At 58.4% G+C, this 19,822-nt stretch carries 10 protein-coding genes and 1 pseudogene; 8 read left to right on the top strand and 3 right to left on the bottom strand.

Annotation, left to right across the window (positions count from 1 at the left end):
- Nucleotides 1-171 precede the first annotated feature (171 nt).
- Nucleotides 172-2,296, top strand: a pseudogene (locus EE949_RS12025) (TonB-dependent siderophore receptor).
- A 308-nt stretch (nucleotides 2,297-2,604) separates the two neighbouring features.
- Here the strand turns inward: EE949_RS12025 and EE949_RS12020 are convergent.
- Together EE949_RS12020 and EE949_RS12015 are read right to left on the bottom strand one after the other, a co-directional pair.
- Nucleotides 2,605-3,786 carry an MFS transporter gene (locus EE949_RS12020; protein WP_240350530.1) on the bottom strand — a complete coding sequence of 394 codons (1,182 nt, stop codon included), beginning with the start codon at nucleotides 3,784-3,786 and terminating at the stop codon, nucleotides 2,605-2,607.
- Between the two features lie 89 nt (nucleotides 3,787-3,875).
- Nucleotides 3,876-5,999 (bottom strand): TonB-dependent receptor family protein, encoded by a 2,124-nt coding sequence (locus EE949_RS12015; RefSeq protein WP_122664500.1) that lies wholly within the window; start codon nucleotides 5,997-5,999, stop codon nucleotides 3,876-3,878.
- A 380-nt stretch (nucleotides 6,000-6,379) separates the two neighbouring features.
- Between EE949_RS12015 and EE949_RS12010 the strand changes: the two genes are divergently transcribed.
- The 7 genes from EE949_RS12010 to EE949_RS11980 all read left to right on the top strand — a co-directional run bounded on the left by EE949_RS12010 (nucleotide 6,380) and on the right by EE949_RS11980 (nucleotide 16,242).
- A complete protein-coding gene (locus EE949_RS12010) occupies nucleotides 6,380-7,402 on the top strand; it encodes an aldo/keto reductase (protein WP_205504892.1) in 1,023 nt (340 codons plus the stop codon).
- Nucleotides 7,403-7,778: 376 nt separating this feature from the next.
- Nucleotides 7,779-10,001, top strand: coding sequence for a TonB-dependent siderophore receptor (locus tag EE949_RS12005; protein ID WP_122664499.1), 2,223 nt, complete (start codon nucleotides 7,779-7,781; stop codon nucleotides 9,999-10,001).
- Nucleotides 10,002-10,009: 8 nt separating this feature from the next.
- Nucleotides 10,010-10,846 carry a 5'-nucleotidase, lipoprotein e(P4) family gene (locus EE949_RS12000; protein WP_122664498.1) on the top strand — a complete coding sequence of 279 codons (837 nt, stop codon included), beginning with the start codon at nucleotides 10,010-10,012 and terminating at the stop codon, nucleotides 10,844-10,846.
- Between the two features lie 57 nt (nucleotides 10,847-10,903).
- Complete coding sequence (pnuC, locus tag EE949_RS11995) at nucleotides 10,904-11,497, top strand: nicotinamide riboside transporter PnuC (RefSeq protein WP_122664497.1); 594 nt, start codon at nucleotides 10,904-10,906, stop codon at nucleotides 11,495-11,497.
- 357 nt (nucleotides 11,498-11,854) lie between these two features.
- On the top strand, nucleotides 11,855-13,570 hold the full coding sequence (locus EE949_RS11990; protein ID WP_122664496.1) for a type I secretion system permease/ATPase: 1,716 nt from the start codon (nucleotides 11,855-11,857) through the stop codon (nucleotides 13,568-13,570).
- A gap of 18 nt (nucleotides 13,571-13,588) precedes the next feature.
- Nucleotides 13,589-14,908: an HlyD family type I secretion periplasmic adaptor subunit gene (locus EE949_RS11985; protein ID WP_240350529.1), complete on the top strand. Its 1,320-nt coding sequence runs from the start codon at nucleotides 13,589-13,591 to the stop codon at nucleotides 14,906-14,908.
- 2 nt (nucleotides 14,909-14,910) lie between these two features.
- Nucleotides 14,911-16,242: a TolC family outer membrane protein gene (locus tag EE949_RS11980; protein WP_122664494.1), complete on the top strand. Its 1,332-nt coding sequence runs from the start codon at nucleotides 14,911-14,913 to the stop codon at nucleotides 16,240-16,242.
- Between the two features lie 64 nt (nucleotides 16,243-16,306).
- Here EE949_RS11980 and EE949_RS11975 read toward each other — a convergent pair.
- Nucleotides 16,307-19,822, bottom strand: a 3,516-nt coding sequence (locus tag EE949_RS11975; RefSeq protein ID WP_164666760.1) for a beta strand repeat-containing protein, incomplete at its 5' end; no start/stop codon positions are given.

The following is a 19,822-nucleotide window of genomic DNA, read 5'->3' as shown; positions in this document are numbered from 1 at the left end:
CTCAGGCCCGATTTTGCCGGGTATCACCTGACAAGGCTCAGCAGAGAGGGCCGGTCGAATGTATCGATTTGTATAAGAATTGTATGTGAATAAGAATGAGTCGTAGTAACATTGCCCGACAATATGACCGGGCTACAGGTGTGCCCGGTGTCTTATAAGGCCTGCACGTTCATGCGTCGAATTCTTGTCTCACTCTGCCTCCTCAATGCGTACTCCGTCTCTGCCCTCGCTGAACAAACAACTTCCGAAAAATTGCCTGTGGAGCTGCAGGCGACCGATATCAACGGTGCTGCTGAAACCGAAAACCCCCAAGGTCCGGTAAATGGATACCGGGCAACACGCTCAGCAAGTGCCACACGCACCGATACTTCAATTCATGAAACGCCACAGTCCATCAGCGTGGTTTCACGTGATGTGGTTGAGGATATCGGCGCAACCCGTTTGCAGGACGCACTGGATTACGCAGGGGGCGTTGGCCGGGCCAATAACTTTGGCGGGCAAGGTATGACCACCTTCACCGTGCGTGGCTTTACGACGGGGGAGTTCTACCGCAACGGATTCCCGATAAACCGTGGTTATCCGAACATGCCCGATGCCAATACCATTGAGCGCCTTGAAGTTCTGCGAGGTCCTGCCACGACGCTGTACGGCCGAGGTGATCCGGGCGGCACCTTCAACGTGATCTCCAAACAGCCGTTGGCCGAGCGCACCGTCACCCTGGGCAGCCAGATCAACGATCAGGGCATGCATCGCGGCACGCTGGATGCCAGCGGCCCTCTGGACGAGGACGGCAAACTGGCCTATCGCCTGAACATGGTGGGTGAGGGCGGCGATACCTTCCGCGATCACGTCGAAACCGAGCGCTATGGGGTGGCACCCGTGTTGACCTGGCAGGTCAGCGGCACGACCCGCCTCCTTCGAAGGTGATTTCATGCGCAACAATCACCCTCTCGACCGCGGTCTGACGCGGTATCCGGCGCAAACCAGTACTGCATCGCGGGACACGTTCTTTGGCGAGAAAGACGCTGGCAAACTGCACAATGACAACAACATGGCCCAGTTGCGTTTTGAGCACATGCTCAATGACAACTGGACACTCGGGGGCGGTACGCAGTGGCTCGACGGGACCCTGCAAGGCAACGCCATCGAGGCCAACGGCCTGGCCGCTGATGGCCGGACGCTGGGGCGTAACTTCAACTATCGCAAGCTGGAGTGGACGTCTAAAGACACCCAGTTGAACCTCACCGGGCACTTCTCCACGGGCGGGTTCGATCACACCCTGCTGACCGGTATCGAATACGAAGATTACGACTACACGTCGATCATTCAACGCTCAAGCGGCGCGGTCGGCGCCTACCCGGTTGATATCTACAATCCCGTTTACGGCCAGCCTCGCCCGGCGCTGACCCGAACGCCCACTGACGACAGGGAAAACCTCAAGACGTACGCGGCGTTCATTCAGGATCAGGTGGCCCTGACCGAGCGCTTGAAAGTATTGGCAGGCGCACGCTTCGAACGCTTTGAACATGAGTACGAGTCCTACGTGCCGGGTGTTCGTGACTGGTCGAAAAGTGACAATGCAGTAACGCCACGACTGGGTGTGATCTACGACCTTACCGACACTGTGGCCATTTACGCGGACGCTGCACGTTCCTTCAAACCCAACACGGGTGCTGCGCGCCTGGGCGGTGGCTTCAAGCCGGAGGAGGGCAAGTCTGTCGAGATGGGCATCAAGTGGGAAGCACTGGACGGCCAGTTGAGTGTTGATGCGGCGGTGTACCAGATCGAAAAACAGAACGTTTTGACCACTGATCCTGTCGTCAACACGTTCAGCGTCGCTGCCGGGGAAGTGCGCAGCCGTGGCTTTGACTTGAATGTGGCGGGCAATCTGACCCCCGAATGGCGTGTGATTGGCGGGTATGCCTATGTGGATGCAGAAGTGACCAAGGACAACACGTTGAAGTCCGGGACACGTCTGCTGAACATTCCCGAGAACAGCTTCAGCCTGCTCAACGTCTATGAGTTTCAGGACGGCGGCATGAAAGGCCTGGGGCTGGGAGTTGGTGCCAAGTATGTCGACCAGCGCGCGGGCCAGACCGCAGCCAATGCGTTCTCGATGGATAGCTACACCGTGGTGGACCTGCTGGGTTACTACAAGGTCAACGAAAAGATCCGCTTGAACCTTGACCTGAAAAACCTGTTCGACAGTCACTACGAAGAAGGTGCCTTCGGCAACGTCTACGCCTATCCGGGTGCCCCACGCACCGTTCAGGCGGGGATTTCCTACACGCTGTAGGGAGCGGAAACCGGTTCTTCGTAACCGTGGTCTGTTTTTGCTGCGCGACGCATGCCCGCCCATCAAACACAGGCCACCCCCTGAATTTGAAATGCGTTTTCTGTAGGAGCTGCCGAAGGCTGCGAAGCATTTATCCTGAAGCCCCGCGATCGAACGGGATCTGTTGGAGCGAGGCTGCCCGTGAATCAGCCGGCGCGGTGTGTCAGGCACTGCTGCGTTAACTTTCTTCGCGGGCAAGCCTCGCTCCAACAGAAATCCCCGATCCATCAGGCGTTATATGCAGTGAGTCGCGCACCATTACGCGTCTGTCAGACAGTACGCCGTGCAACCAGCCTCGCCAGCCACAGGCACAATCCAAACGCAATCAGCGCCATCGCTGTCAGCACATGGATCATCGCTTCGCTGCCCATTTCCGACATCACATAACCGCACGCAATCGGCGCTATGGCTTGGGCCAGTAGTGCAGGGCGTGCCATTCGGCCGGAGACAACGGCGTAATCACTTTGATGTACGACCACCAGCGGCAACGTGCTTTTGACGATAGCGCGCAGGCCGTTACCGGCGCCGTAACACACCAGCCCCCATGCGACGAGAGCGGGCGCGAAGTCCACCAGCAACAGCCCCAGAGCTGTCATGCCGCTGGAAAGAAGGGCGGTGAACATCGGGGCCTTACGCTTGAACATCAGGTCGATGACCCGACACAACACCTGCGCCGGACCAATCATCGCGGCCAGCGCAATCGCCGAGGTGAGACTGTGCCCGCGGGCTTGCAGTACCGTCAGAATCACAATCGACAGACAGGTCATCAAGGCTGCGGCAATCGCAAACAATGCGGTCATTGCCCAGTAGATAGACGGCGCGAGCGGAGTACCACTGCCCTGAGCAGCACGGCTCGGCCCGGCCACCGGCACATGCGCGTCCAGCGCATAACGATACAAAGGGTAAAGCAGGAACAGGACTACTGTGCCGAATACACCACAGGTCATTCGCCAGCCCATGAGGTGATCCATCAGTGCCAGAAGTGGCCAGATAACGGTGGTACAGAATCCGGAAATCAGTGTGATCCCGACAATGATAGGGCGGGCTTCCAGCCCATAGGTCGCGCCCAGTGACGTGAACAGCGCATCGTAAAGTCCGCTGGCCATGGCGACCCCGATGATCACCCAGGCCAACAGAAAGACCGGCAGCGAGGGGGCGAGCGCCATCAACCACAGGCCAGCGGCGAGAATCAATCCGTGAGCCGCCAGCACCTTGCGCCCGCCGAGGCTTGCGATCAGTCGCCCGCACAGAGGAGACAGCAGGCTGGCGACCAGCAAGCCGATGGATGCGCCACCCAACACCCACTGATGTGACCAGCCCGTGTCAGCCGCAATGGGGTCAGCCAGTACGCCCAGCAGGTAAAAAGACCCGCCCCAAGAGAGTATTTGCAGCAACCCGAGCAGGGCGATTTTGCCATTGCCGGGGCGGCGGGGCAGAGCAGCGGTATTCAATCGAAATCCTTAGCGTCAAGCCGTCAGTGCGCCAGTCACAGTCCGGAATCCTAGCAGCTTCAAAGTGCTCAATGACAGCCGTTCAGGCCTCAGCGCAGGCTCCACGACACGCCGACATAAACCCCAAGACCTTCACCCGGTGTCGAGCGTGCGGCGTCCAGCCCTCGGTCGTCGTAACCCGGCGTGACGGTCGCAGCGTAGTGTTTGTTGGTCAGATTGCGCATGTCCACCCAGGTCTGCCAGTCGTTCTTCGCGGCGTTGTAGCCCACCGTTGCGCCGAACAGTGCGTAAGGGTCGGCGTAGTAGCTATTGGCGTAATCCACCGCTGCCTTGGACACCAGTTGGGTGTTGACCGCCGCGAAGAAGCCTTGCGGCCAGTCGTAGCGCAACTCGCCCTGGTAGTAATGCATGGGCAGACCGGGCAAGCGGTTGTCGCCGAAGCGATCGTCGTCACGGTAGTGGAAATCGCTGAAGGTGTAGGCCTGACGCAAGCTCAGCTCGCCGCCTTCATGGGACCACAGTTTGCTCAGCAGGCTTGCTTCAACGCCCTGATGCACGGTGGGGCTGGCATTCAGTTCGTAAGGGGTAGTGGCGTTGGCGTCCGGGAGCACCGAAAGCAGTTCGTGACGCACTTGTGCGTAGTACCACGCCAGGCTCCATTGGCCGAGCGCGCTTTCACCACGGCCGCCTATTTCCAGGGTGGTTGCGGTCTGGTTGCGCAGCTCGATCGGGTCGCGCTGCGCACCGGTGGCGACGCCGCTGCCCGCCGGAAACAATTGATTGGAGCTGTAGATCAACGACCAGGGATGAGGGCCTTCCACCGAGCGGCTGAGGTTGGCGAACACTTGCACGTCCGGCGTCAATTGGTAGCGCATGCCCACACGAGGCGCATAGTCCCAGTCGCTCATGCTGGTCTTGCCACCGTTATCAGGGTAAGTCACGGCGCTCTCGCGTCGGGTATAAATGGCTGCGAGGCCGGTGGTCAGCCACAAATCGTTGGCGATCTCCAGATCGTTGCCGACGTGCAGCACCGTGTCCGAACCCTGATAGGTAAAGTTGCGAATACGTGTGCCGGGCGCGTAGCCAGCGGTATTGCCGACCGGGATGCGGACGAACTCGCTGGCGCCGGAGTTGGGCAGGTGTTTGGTCACGCGCAGGCCCAGTGTGCTGTTGCTCTCCAGACCCCACAGCGTATCGCGACGCTTGTAATCGAACGTGCCACTGACGTCGGTGTAAGCCACTCTCAGGCGGTTTGGCCCTTCGCGCAGGTCCATGGGGTAGTCGTGATAAGCGAGGCCGGTCTGGATGCTCGAATCGTCGTCGATGTACCAAGTGGTTTTGTTACCGATGAACGTGCTGCCCGGTTGATCGCGGTTGTAGTCCCGCGACTCGTAGATGGGGTTGGCCACTCGGGTATCGTGTTCGATGGAGTTTTTGCTCACGCGCCCGGCAAGTTCGTTGTCGGTTTCGCGGTGGCGCAGATAAAAGCGAGTTTCCAGGTTCGGGTTGAAGCGATAACCGAAGTTGGCGATTACCCCCTGGCTTTGACTGGCCGTGTGATCCTGATAACCGTCGGAGCGCGCATCAGTCATCGCCACGTAGTAGTCGAAGTCACCCAGTACCTGGCCGGAGCTGACCTGACGCTGTTGATAGCCGTGGCTTCCGGTCACATAGCGCACCTGAAGCAGCGGTGCATCGTAGCCGCTATGGCTGACGTAATTGATCGCACCACCCAGAGCCAGTGCGCCCCGGTCGAAACCGTTGGCACCGCGCAGCACTTCCACATGGTCGAGCCACAGCGGCTCCAGCAATTCATAAGGCGTACCGCCGGGGCCTGTGAGTGGCAGGCCGTCGAGCATCGCGTAAACCCCGGAGGCATGCGCACCCGGTGCGCGATTGATACCCGAGCCGCGTATTGAAATCTTCACCCCTTCATTGCCCGCCGACTGGGCATAGACACCCGGCTGATACGCCAGCACATCCTGGTTACTGGCCACGCGGCCCTGTAGCGGGCGACGCAAGTCGATCACGTTGGTGCCGCCGGGTACCTTGGCAAGGTGTTCTTTCGCGTCTTCGACTGACAGGTCTTCGCCGCTCAGCTCCTGCTCACGTATCAGCACCTGCCCCAACTCCATCTCCTGAGCCTCGGCCAGCGCCGGACAAATAAGGGCCAGGCCCAGTAGCGCGGCGGGCAGGGGTTTCGGCGAAAACATTGGGGGCTCCAGACATAGAAAACAAACAGTGAAACCTGCGACGTATCAAAGGACGAAAGAAACACATGGCAATTTTGATTTTTTGCCAGACACCAGCGTGCCTGATTTACCGCGTCAACTGGCTCGCGGGCAAGCCTCGCTCCAACAACCCCCTTCCATTCAGTTGGTTACACTTGGGTTGATTGAGCCCTCTTGTTTATGGCATCACGCTGTCGTGTTTAAAACAGCGAACCAAGGAACACACGAGCACCGCGAGGCCGCGATAGCGTTGTATCAGACCGTTCCGTCCTTGATTGGCATCCCCTTGCATTTGTTTCAGGAGTATCTTGCAGGGCGAGCCAACTCAACGCCGAAGTCATCAACCCATTTCTGGAGCACGCATGAGCGCTATTGAATACCGCAACCTTGGCCGCAACGGCGTCAAGGTCTCGCCACTCACCCTAGGCACCATGATGTTCGGTGGGCAGACCGATGATGCGGTGGCACAGCGCATCGTCGACAAGGCATTTGAGCAGGGCATCAACTTCATCGATACCGCCAACAACTACAACGGTGGAGCGTCCGAGGAAGTCGTGGGCCGATTGATCGCCGAGCGTCGCTCGCACTGGGTGCTGGCCAGCAAGTTTGGCAACCCCAACCCTGGTGGCAAGGCGCCCAATGATCGTGGCGCCTCTCGGCACAGCATCATTCAGTCTGTGGAATCGAGCCTCAAGCGTTTGAACACCGATTACATCGACCTGCTTTATCTGCATCGCGAAGATGACAGCGTTCCGGTGGAAGAAACCCTGCGTGCGCTGTCGGACCTGATCCGAGCGGGCAAGATCCGCGCTTATGGCTTGTCGAATCATCGCGGCTGGAAACTCGCAGAGTTCAGCCGCACAGCCGACTTGCTCGGCATTGAACGTCCAGCCGCGAGCCAGCCACTGTACAACCTGGCTAACCGGCAGATTGAGGTCGAGCACTTGCCGGCCGCCGAGTATTACGGGATTGGTGTGGTGTCCTACAGCCCGTTGGCGCGTGGCGTATTGACTGCTAAATACGACCCGACCTTGCCGCCAGCCGAAGATACCCGTGCCGGGCGCAACGACCCGCGTTTGCAGCAGACCGAATGGCGCGCCGAGTCGTTGAGTCTGGCGCAACGAGTCAAGGACCACGCGCAGGCACGGGGCATCACGCCGGGGCAATTTGCGCTTGCGTGGGTGTTGAACAACACACTGATCACCTCGGCCATCGCCGGTCCACGCACCGAAGAACAGTGGAACGACTATGTACCGGCGTTGAATTACGCGTTCACGGCTGAAGACGAGGCGTTTGTTAATGATCTGGTGGTCACCGGGCATTCGTCGACACCGGGCTACAACGACCCGAGCCATCCGTTTCTTGGGCGTCAATCGCGGGTTTGAAGATAAGTGCTGCTCCATGGTTCATGTTTGCTTCGCAACAGCGCGATGTCTGGGAACTGGCAACACACGATCAACCTGGAACGCCATCCCCTGTAGGAGTGACCGGGGTGGCGCTCCACCTTGCTCGCAATGGAGGCACTGCGTTACATCAGGCATGTCGCGTCATCGTTCATCGCGAGCAAGCTCAGCTCCCACAGGATTGTCGCAATGTCGTAGAACCGGCCGGGTTTGCGGCGCCAAGGGTGTCAGGTACACCGGAGCAGGTCTTGCTATTGCTCTCTAGCCTTGAAAATTCCAGTTGTAACGCACTGTTTGCAGGCCCCGGCCTTGCGCCCGGCAAAAAGCGTCGGTATACAGCGCCCACAAAGGAGCTTTCATGGTTATGTCATATCGAGCGTCTGAGTTACCCGCGCCGGGATTTGCACCGAATCTGTTGAGAGTCGGTGTATTGATGGCCTGCGGTATGGGCAATGGTTTGCTGGCTGGAACGGCATGGGCCGAAGAGGGTGCGGTTGCAAGTAACAGTGTGCAATTGGACGCGATCACCGTCGTCGGTGAGCAGGACACCGGCTACCAGGCCACTCAGGCTGCGGTCGGTGGCTTCGGTCAGGCGCCGTTACTGGATACGCCCGCATCGATTGCGGTGATCACCGAGCAGCGACTCAAGGATCAGCAGGCGCGCCTGCTCAGCGACGTGCTGCGCAACGATGCTTCGGTCGGCGAGAGCTATGCGCCGGTGGGTTACTACGAAAATTTCGTGGTGCGCGGTTTTGCCCTCAATTCCGCCAGCAGCTACAAGATCAACGGCCGGACCATCACCGGCGAGCAGAACGTCGCGCTGGAAAACAAGCAGCAGGTTGAGTTGCTCAAGGGGCTGGCAGGTTTGCAAAGCGGGGTGTCCGAGCCCGGTGGTCTGGTCAACTATGTCAGCAAGCGTCCGGAAAATGTACGTTCGGTCACGGTGTCCACCAATGAGCAGGGCGAGCGCTATCTGGCGACCGATCTGGGCGGCTGGTTCGGCAGCGAGCAGCAGTTGGGCATTCGTACCAACCTCGCCCATGAAGACATTCGCTCCTATGTTGATCACGCCGACGGCAAGCGTGACTTTGCTTCGCTGGCGGTCGACTGGAACATCAGCCCCGACAGCCTGCTGCAATTGAATGCCGAGTATCAGAATCGCGAACAGCGCTCTGTGCCCGGTTACCAGTTACTGGGCGGCATCGCGGTGCCGCACAATCCAGACCCCAAAGACCTGTTGGGTTACCAGAGTTGGTCCAATCCTGTGGGCATTCAGTCGCTGAACCTTGACGGGCTTTATGAGTACCGCCTCAACGACTCATGGAAAGCCAGCTTCAGCGCCTCGCGCAGCCGAGTGGTGATCGATGACTACAGCACCTTTGCCTGGGGCTGCTATGGCTCGGCCAGTTGCTCGGGGATTGATGTGGCGAATTACTTCAGCCCTGAAGGTGAGTACGATATTTCCGATTACCGTAGCCCTGACGATACCCGCCGCAACGACGAGGCTCAGGCCGCTATCAGCGGGCAGTTCGACACCGGATTCCTCAAGCATGATCTGACGTTTGGGACCACGGCGTTCCGTCGTCTGGTGGACCGCCGCGCGTCGTTTAACAAATTTATCGGCACGGGAACCATCGGCAGCACTCCCGACACATTCGAGCCTGCACCTGGCGAACTCGGCCACACCTACCGCCGCCTGGATAGCCGTCAATATGGACTGTTCGCCACCGACAGAATCAGCTTCAACGAGCAGTGGCAAACGGTGCTCGGCGGTCGGCAAATTCGCCTTGATGAAGAAAGCTACGACAGCACAGGCGCCACCACCCGGCACACCCAACGTGCGGAGTTTTTGCCTCAGGCGGCGCTGATCTATAAACCGCGCCCGGACACTTCGCTTTACATCAGCTACAGCAAAGGTTTGTCGCTGGGGGGCGAAGCGTCCTGGTTCAGCAGCAACGCCGATGAGATTCTGCCGCCGACCACCTCAAAGCAGATCGAACTGGGGGCCAAGCACGATTGGCAAAATCTTAGCCTGACTGCCGCGTTGTTCCAGATCACTCAGGACTACCAGTACAACCGTCCCAACGACGATGGAACCCTGACCTACGTTCAGCAAGGCAAGCAGAAAAACACCGGTCTCGAACTGTCAGCCAATGGTCGTGTGACGTCGAATCTGCAAGTATCGGCCAGCGTCGCCGCGATTCGGGCGCGTGTCACTGGCAGTGGCACCGAGGCCTACGACGGTCATCAGGCAATCAACGTTCCCAAACTTCGCGCCGCGCTGCATGGTGACTACAGCATTCCCGGCTTCAACGGTCTGGCCTTGCTGGGTGGCGTGCAGTACAGCGGCAGCAAGTACGCCAACCGCCAGGGCAGCGTGAAGGTCGATGACTACGCGGTATTTGATATGGGCGGACGCTACAGCACCAAGGTCGAGAGCTATGACACGGTATTGCGACTGACCGTCGATAACCTGTTCGATAAACGTTACTGGCGTGACGTGGGCGAGTCTGCGGGCGACGGTTATCTATTCCCGGGCGCGCCACGGACTGCGCGGTTGTCAGCCACTGTGAATTTCTGAGGGCAAGCATGAGCAAGTTTTTTATCAGTGGCACGCTGTTGGTATGCGCTGCACTCGCCGGGTGTCAGCAACGGCCTCCGGCCAATGATCAACTGGATGCCGTGCTGTGGACGCAAACGTCTATCGAGCACGAATTGATCTACCGACAGGTATTCGACAGCGCCACCCGGCAGCTGGATGTCGCGCTCGCTGACCCGAAGTGGGACGCCTTGGCGCTACCCCCACGCGATCTGACTGGCCTGCCGCCCGCGGTGATCGTCGATATCGACGAAACCCTGCTGGATAACATCCCGCTCAATGCCCGTGATATTCGCAACGACGAGATCTATTCCTACGACCGCTGGAATGTGTGGGTGGACCAGGCCAGAGCACAGGATTTACCAGGCGCGGTGGGCTTTCTTCAGGCCGCTACCCAACGCGGCGTGAAGGTGTATTACCTGACCAATCGCGAGCATTCGCAAGTAGCGGCGACAGTCAGAAACCTACGCCTGCGAGGCTTTCCGGTGAGCGATTCGCAGCAGGTGCTGGCTGCTGCAACGCCCACGGGTAGCTGTGAAAAAGACGGATACGGTAAAACCTGTCGCCGCCAATGGGTCGCCAGCCATGCTCGGGTGCTGATGCTGGTCGGGGATTCGTTTGGCGATTTCGTCCAGGCGGGGAGCAATAACCTTGCGGCACAGCGCAAGGCGGCCGAGCCTTATCTTTCCTGGTTGGGGCAACGCTGGTTCCTGTTGCCCAATCCGACTTACGGCAAATGGTACAGCGCGCCTTATGGCGATCAGGAAGACCTGCCCATGACGCGCAAACGCGAGCTCAAACAACAGGCGCTGGATCTCCAGCAATAACTCACAGCCAAGGCTGTCCAGGGTGGCGCCCGGCGCCAGTGGACCGAGGGGCAAACCATGTCAACGCTGGAAATCATTGCGGTGGTCATCAACATCATCGGTGTGTGGCTCACCACCCAGCGCATTCGCTGGTGCTGGCCAGTCAGTGTGGTGGCGGTGTTGTTGTATGCGTGGATTTTTTACGACGCAAAGCTTTATTCGGACATGCTGCTGCAGGTGATTTTTGCCTTTCTTCAGGGCTACGGCTGGTGGTGCTGGAGTCAGGGTGGGCTGGACGATGGCAAGGTGCACGTGGCACGTCTGCCGCTGAACACAGCTGTGTTGAATCTGATCGTCGGAGCGCTGGCAGCCGTGCTTCTCGGGAGTCTGATGGCGCATTTTACCGACGCAGTCGTGCCGTGGCTGGACGCTTCGCTGACAGCTTTCAGCCTGGTTGCCAGTGTCTGGGCAGCCCGCAAGTACGTGGCCAGCTGGTGGTTGTGGATCGTCCTCGACTGCGTCTACGTCGGTATGTACCTGCATCGGGATCTGGACCTCACTGCCGGTTTGTACGCCGGATTTGTGGTGCTGGCATTCTACGGCTATCGCGCCTGGCGGCGGGATTTGTTGAGTCAGGAAGCACGACGTGGCGAGTTGAGCGCAGGGGTTTGAATAAGTTTGTGCTCAGGATATATGAGCGTGTCGAGTGCAACTGAAAGGCTTTCGAAGCGTCTGAAGACCATGGCCGGGTTTTGGTTTTACCCTTACAATGCCGTCGCGAAACCGTCTTCAGTCGCCGTTTTTCCAGGCCGGATCGGGGCGCAAAATGTACAGCGTCCTTTGATCCAGATACATACTCATTTGCCTGGCTCGGGCTGAAGGTTCTTTTCTCTTTGTTATTCATGGTTTTATCCCGTTTGCCGAAAAAGCATAACCGGGCTTTGCCTGTTCGTGCCTGACAACATCAGGCACTAAAGGGTCTTTACAAACAATTTTTGGATTCGCACGCGCGGGTCTCAGGTAGTGACCATGCCAGCCCTTCCCAAGACTGAACTTGAGCAGGCCCTTGCCCTATGCAAGGGCAGTTTTTTATCAGTCGGTTTTTTCAGTTTTTTCGTCAACCTGCTGATGCTGGTGCCGTCTTTTTACATGCTGCAGGTTTACGACCGGGCAGTGGGCAGCGGCAGTGTGTCCACGTTGGTGATGCTGACGCTCATCATGCTTTTGCTGATGGCCACCGTCGGTGGACTGGAATGGGTACGTTCACGCGTCATGGTGCGTATCAGTACGCGGCTGGAGGCGCTGCTGGGGCAACGACTTTTTGACGCCAGTTTCAAGCAGGCGCTGAACTCAGGCGGTATGAATGCTTCGGCCCAGCCGCTGAGTGACCTGAGTGGCCTGCGTCAGTTTCTGACGGGCAACGGGTTGTTCGCCTTCTTTGACACGCCGTGGATTCCGATCTATCTGGCAGTCATGTTCATTTTCCACCCTTGGTATGGATGGATGGGGGTGATTAGCGCCTTGCTGCTCGGGGCATTGGCGTACCTCAATGAGAAACTCACTCAGGCACCATTGCACGCTGCCAATCGCGAGCAAATGGCGGCAACGTCTTTTACCAATAAAAGCCTGCGTAATGCCGAAGTGGTCGAGTCTATGGGCATGCTTGGGCAACTGCGCAATCGCTGGAAAGCCCGCACCCACAAGGTTCTGGTTTTGCAAAGCCTGGCCAGTGACCGCGCCGGTGCTATCGCAGCGGTCTCGAAGACATTCCGCCAGGTCGTGCAGTCGCTGGTGCTGGGCCTTGGCGCCTACTTGACCATCAAACACGAAATATCTTCTGGTTTGATGATCGCGGGATCCATTCTGCTGGGACGTGCACTGGCGCCCATCGACCAGTTGATCGGTGTCTGGAAGGGCTTCATCGGTGCACGTGCGCAATACGCTCGTCTTCAGGACCTGTTGCGTAAAATCGCCGCAGAACCTGAGCGCATGTCGCTGCCAGCTCCTGAAGGCACGATCAGCGTTAGCAATCTTTCAGCGGGGTCTCCCGACAGCCGCAAGCCGATCATCCGCGGGCTGAACTTTCATGTGGCGGCGGGTGAGACTGTGGGGGTCATCGGTCCCAGTGGCGCTGGCAAATCTACACTGGCCCGGGCGTTACTGGGTGTCTGGCCAAGTCTGCAGGGCACAGTGCGCCTGGATGGCGCGGACATCACACAATGGCGACGTGAAGAGTTGGGCCAGCACATCGGCTATTTACCTCAGGATATCGAACTGTTCGAAGGCACGATCAGCGAAAACATTGCCCGATTTGGTGATGTTGATGCCAGCGCAGTCGTTGCTGCTGCACGGATGGCCGGTGTACACGAACTGATCTTGCAGTTGCCTGAAGGCTACGACACCGTCATCGGTGCCAACGGGGGTGGCTTATCAGGCGGGCAGCGTCAACGTGTCGGGCTGGCACGTGCCCTTTATGGCGCGCCGCGCCTGGTGGTGCTCGACGAACCTAACTCCAACCTTGATGACGCTGGCGAGCGAATGCTTGCCGAAGCGTTGCAAAAACTCAAGCAGAGCGGGGCGACCGTGTTCGTCATCACCCATCGATCCGGTGTGCTGGCCAATGTCGACAAACTGCTGGTACTCAATCAGGGCGAGCTGAGCCTCTACGGTCCACGTGACAAGGTTCTGGCTCATCTGCAAGGCGGTGCGCAGGCTGCTCCGCAATCCATTCCGGCCAGGCCTTGAGACGTGATGAACCCATCTATGCAAAACCTCATCCAGGCTCCTGCCCAATTACCCGGGTTACCGGTCGATGATCGCCCGACCCGACGCATCGGCTACCTCATTCTGCTGGTCACCTTCGGCCTCTTCGGCGGCTGGGCAACCTTCGCTCCTCTGGGAAGCGCGGCATTGGCGCCAGGTGTCGTGACCGTCAAGAGCTACCGCAAAACCGTACAGCACCTTGAGGGGGGAATCGTGCGCGAGCTTCGCGTGCATGACGGGGATCAGGTAAAAGCCGGTGATGTGCTGCTGGTACTGGACAATACCCAGGCCCGCTCCGAAATGGAGATGATGCGCAGCCAGTTGATTGCAGCTCTTGAGCTGGAAGCGCGGCTGGTCGCCGAGCGCGACGGGCTGTCTGAACCGGTTGCCGTACGGGGGCTGAGCGCCAATGATCCACGGGTGCGGGAAGCTCATGAGAGCGAGTCGCGGATTTTCCAGGCTCGTCGTAATTCCTTGCTGGGCGAGGTGGGTCTGCTGGAAAAATCGATTGGCCAGATTGAGCAGCAAGTTCGGGGCTATACCGCAATCATCGCCAGCAAGCAGACGCTGGCGAAATCCTATCAGGACGAGATCGTGGATTTGCGGGCGCTGCTCGCTGACGGTTATGTCGACAAACAGCGTTTGCGGGAGCAGGAACGCAGCCTTTCGCGGCTCCAGGCCGAAGTCGCCGAACATCAGTCTGACAGCGCCCGGGCCCGGGTGCAGATAGGTGAGGCACAGCTGAAGATTCTGCAACTGAGAAAAACCTTTGCCTCCGAGGTGGCCGAGCAGTTGGGGGAAACGCGAACCAAGGTATACGACTTGCGTGAACGTCTCGCCACCGTGCAGGACCGCGCGCAACGCACTGAAATTCTGGCGCCCGAGTCGGGCATGGTCATGGGCATGGCCGTCCATACCCTCGGCGGTGTCATCAGTCCGGGCACGCCATTGCTTGATATCGTGCCAGCCAGCGAAGAGTTGATTGTCGAGGCTCAGGTGTCGCCAATGGATATCGACCGTATTGCTCTGGGCAAACTGGTGGATATCCGTTTCAGTGCTTTCAAAAGCAGTACCACGCCGGTTATCGAGGGGCGGTTGGTGCAAATTTCCGCCGACCGGTTGATCAACAAAGACAACGGCGCTGCCTATTACCTGGCCCGTGTGGCGGTGACCGATCAGGGTCGCAAAAATCTGGGTGATCTGGCGTTGGTGCCAGGTATGCCTGCTGAAGTCTTGATCAACACGGGCTCGCGGACTTTGCTGCAATACTTGATGCAGCCTGCGACCAATGCGTTTGCCCGCTCGTTGATCGAGGACTGAGTATGAAACGCTTGATCGCGATCGGTTTCGGGCTGTCGTTCACGGCTCTGGCTTTCGGCCAGGCGCCAGATGTGGCCGACAGCCAATATGTCGACCTCTGGCAATTGCAGCAAGAGGCACATAGTGCCGACCCCCGGATTCTCAGGGCGCAGGCCCGGATCAGAAGTGGAGAAGGCCGCAAGCGCGAAGCCTTTGGTCAACTGCTTCCGCAGTTGAACGCCACCGGCAGTGTGAATCGCAGCCGCCGGGATGATGACCTCAGCCGCACCGAGTACAACGGTAAGCGTGCGGCACTGGCTCTAAACCAGAAGATTTACGATCCGCAGAGCTGGCGCAGTTACCTGAAATTTTCCGAGTTGGCCGAGCAAAGCCAGTTCGAATCAGAAGATGCACGGGTTCAAGCCAGCATTGACTTGTCCGAGCGCTATTTTGCGGTGCTGGCTGCCGAGGATGAGCTGTCTCTGGTGCGCAGCGAACTGCAAGCAACCCGTCACAACCTCAAGCGGGCAGAGCGCCTGTACGCCGATCAGATGGTGACCATCACCGACAAGCTCGATATTGCGGCCCGGGTCGATACGCTGGAGGCTGATGAAATCGATGCGCTCAACAAGGTCGCGATCACCCGGGAAGCGATCTCTGAGCTGATAGGCCGTGATGTCCGCGAGCCGTTCAAGCGGATTGCAGAAAACCCGGCGTTCAGTTTGCCTGCGCAAACCGAGGCGTATTGGGTGCAGACCGCACTGGAGAATAACCCGGCACTCCATGCCCGGGAGCACAGTATCAATGCCGCCGAAGCAGCCATCAGCGAAGCCAAGGCAGGGCATCTTCCACGCCTGGGTTTGAACCTGAGCGGGCAACGCAGCGACATTGGCTATGAGGGCTCGTTGACGCCGCGATCGGATAATTACATCGCTTCCCTGGATTTACAGATTCCGCTTTACAGCGGAGGCGCCACCAGCGCTCGCGTCGCAGCCTTTGAGGGTGACAAGGAAGCTGCTCAGCAGGACCTCGAAGCGCTGCGTCGTCAGGTCGTCAAGGAAACCCGCACCGCTTATATCGGCATGGCCGCTGGGCTCAGCCGGATCAAGGCCACGCGCAGGGCATTGGAATCTGCCGAGAAATCCCGCCAGGCCACTGAAAAGGCTTACCAGTACAGCGTGAAAAACGCGACCGATGTACTGGACAGCATCCGCAATGAATTCCGCGCGAGACGCGATCTCTATCAGTCCCAATACAAGTTCGTCACCAGCATGCTGGTACTGCACCGCTGGAGCGGTCGACTGGGCGAAGCAGACATTCGCCGGGCGAACGATTGGCTGGTTGTTCCGCTTTAACCACCCCAAAAGCAAAAGCCCCGGCAGACCAGAAAACTGACTCCCGGGGCTCTCTGTTCAGCAATCAGGCTACTGAAATGAAGTCACTCTGAGACAGGGCATTCACGCCCGTGAGTTTGATCGAAAAGTCAGCGGCTGATCCCGCGTCCGTAGTGCCGTATAAAATCCCGTCAGTCAGCTTCAACTGTCCGGCTCCGGTGAACGCGGCATCGCTTGCGATCAGTGTGAAGTCTCCCAACTGCGTCAGGTCGATGCGGTCCGTCCCCGACTGGAAGTCAGTGATTGTGTCCCGCGTCGTATTGGTATTACCCAATTGGGTGAGATTGAATACAAACGTATCGCTGCCCAGTCCACCCGTCAGCACGTTGGCGGCGTTATTGCCAGTCAGTATGTTGTCCAGAGCGTTACCGACCAGATTGAAGGCGACTGTGTTGGTCAGCGTTGCATTTTCAACGTTGGCGCCGAGGGTGTAAGTCCCTCCTGCTGTAGTAATCGCCACATTTACTGTATCGGTCCCTTCATCCGCCAGTTCGGTGACGCTGTCGGCCGCGCTGTCCACAATGTAGGTGTCGTTGCCCGCGCCACCAGCCAGTGTGTCGGCACCGGCACCACCATCAAGAATGTTGTTTGCGTCGTTGCCGATAATGTTGTTGGCCAGCGCATTACCGGTGATATTGATCTGCACGCCGCTCTCGGAGAAGCTCGCGTCAGCGTCTTCCAGGTTGGCGGCGAGGGTAATGTTGACCGCGCCCTTGCTCGAATCACCGCCCCAGATTTCGACAAAATCCTGCCCTTCGCCGGCTTTCTCGATGATGACGTCGATGACCTGGTTATTATCGTTCAGCTCGATCACGTAACCGTCATCACCTTTGCCGCCTTCATAGGTATCGGCCCCCGCGAAGCCGTCCAGGAAGTTATTGCCACTGTTGCCGGTCATGTGGTTGGCCAGATCATTACCTTGGGCTTTTATATTGCCGGTCCCGATAAGTACCAGATTTTCGAGGTTATCCGCCATCCGGTATTTGGCCGCTGTGGAGCGGACAGTGTCGATACCACCGTTGGCGCTCTCAATGATGATGTCTGCGTTCTCATCGACGATGTACGTGTCGTTGCCATTGCCGCCGATCAGGGTGTCGGTGCCCAGACCGCCATCCAGGATGTTGGCCGCGTTGTTGCCCGTCAGTACGTTACCCAGGGCGTTACCGGTCAGATTGAATGCAATAGTATTGTTCAGCGCTGCATTCTCAATGTTATTGCCCAGTTTGTAAGTACCGCCTACGGTAGTGATTGCGACGTTGACCGTATCGGTCCCTTTATCCAGCAACTCGGTGACGATGTCGGCCGCGTTGTCCACGATGTAAGTGTCGTCGCCCGCGCCGCCAGCCAGTGTGTCGGCACCGGCTCCACCGTCAAGAATGTTGTTTGCGTCGTTGCCGATGATGTCGTTGGCCAGCGCATTACCGGTGATATTGATCTGCACGCCACTCTCGGAGAAGCTCGCGTCAGCGTCTTCCAGGTTGGCGGCGAGGGTAATGTTGACCACGCCCATGCTCGAATCACCGCCCCAGATCTCGACAAAATCCCGTCCTTCGCCGGCTTTCTCGATGATCACGTCGATAACCTGATTGTTATCGGTCAACTCGATCACATAGCCGTCATCACCTTTGCCGCCCTCATAGGTATCGGCGCCGGCGAAGCCATCCAGGAAGTTATTGCCGCTGTTGCCGGTCATGTGGTTGGCCAGTTCATTGCCCTGGGCTTTTATATTGCCGGTCCCGATCAGTACCAGATTTTCAAGGTTATCCGCCATCCGGTATTTGGCCGCTGTGGAGCGGACAGTGTCGATACCACCGCTGTCGCTCTCAACGATGAGATCTGCGTTCTCATCGACAACATAGATGTCGTCACCGTCCCCGCCGATCAGGGTGTCGGTGCCCAGGCCGCCGTCCAGAATGTTGGCTGAACTGTTGCCGGTAATAACGTTGGCTACCGCATTGCCGGTCAGATTGAGCAGCACGCCTGGCTCAGTATTGTGCGCATCCAGGTTTTCCAGATTCGCTGCGAGCGTCAGGGTGACAGCCGCTCGGCCTGAGACTCCGCCAAACAACTCCAGAGTATCGTTACCTTCACTCGCCAGTTCAGTGATTTTGTCTTGCAGCGCATTGGTCGCGGTCAAATCCACAGCGTAGGTGTCATCGCCTTTGCCACCGATTAACGTGTCGATGCCCTCCAGACCATCCAGTCTGTTGTTGCCATCGTTGCCAATGAGGATATTAGCTAGATCATTACCTTTGGCTTCGACGTTGGCGTTACCCAGCAGCGTCAGGTTTTCGATGTTGTCGCCCAGTTCGAAATCGACCGAGGACCTGACCAGATCAATGCCGTCGACTGCCAGGGTTTCGACCACGGTATCGCCTGCACCGACGATGTAAATGTCGTTACCTTTGCCGCCGCTCAACACGTTGGCTGCAGTGTTTTGCGAACCGTCGAGGGTGTTGGCCAATGCGTTGCCGGTGGCATTGATTGCGTTGCTGCCGGTCAGGGTGATGTTTTCCAGGGTTGAACCCAGGGTGAAATCTACGCTGCTCTCGACGGTGTCGATCCCGGCGGTATCGATGATCTGGTCAGCGATATCGTCCACCACGTAGGTGTCGTTACCCGCGCCACCGTTCATGAGATCGGCACCGGCGCCCCCGTCGATACGGTTGGCGGCGGCGTTGCCGATCAGGATGTTATCCAGTTCATTGCCCGTCAGGTTGAAGGCTACGGCGTTGGTCAGTGTCGCGTTTTCGAGGTTTTCACCCAGCGTGTAAGACGAGCCAGCCGTGGCGATGGCGACGTTGACGGTGTCGGTCCCGGCAAGGCTGTCTTCGGTGATGACGTCTAGTGTGTTATCGATGACGTAAATGTCATTGCCCTGGCCGCCAATCAGGGTGTCAGCGCCCAGCCCACCGTTGAGAACGTTGGCCCCGGCGTTGCCGGTCAGGATGTTATTGGAGGCGTTGCCGGTCAGGTTGAGCAGGGCTTCGGTCTGGCTGGCGTCGAGATTTTCAAGCGTTGCCGCCAACGCGAGGGTGACCGCTGCGCGGCCGCCGGTTCCGCCGGTCACCTGCAAGGTATCGGTGCCTTGGCCTGCCAGTTCGGTGACGGTGTCTTGCAGGGTATTGGTGGCCGTCAATTGCACTACATAGGTGTCATCGCCCTTGCCGCCGATCAAGGTATCGGCACCGCCCAGGCCGTTAAGGATGTTATTGGCGTCGTTGCCGGTGATGATATTGGCCAGGCTGTTGCCGGTGCCATCGAGGTTGCTGCTACCGGTCAGCGTCAGGTTTTCGATGTTGTCGCCCAGTTCGAAATCGACCGAGGACCTGACCAGATCAATGCCGTCGACTGCCAGTGTTTCGACCACGGTATCGCCCGCACCGACGATGTAAATGTCGTTACCTTTGCCGCCGCTCAAGACGTTGGCTGCAGTGTTTTGCGAACCGTCAAGGATGTTGGCCAATGCGTTGCCGGTGGCATTGATTGCGCTGCTGCCGGTCAGGGTGATGTTTTCCAGGGTTGAACCCAGGGTGAAGTC

The organism is Pseudomonas viridiflava (genome assembly GCF_900602065.1).
GTDB lineage: Bacteria > Pseudomonadota > Gammaproteobacteria > Pseudomonadales > Pseudomonadaceae > Aquipseudomonas.
The sequence above is the reverse complement of the archived record's forward strand: the minus strand, read 5'-3'. Positions and strand labels throughout refer to the sequence as shown.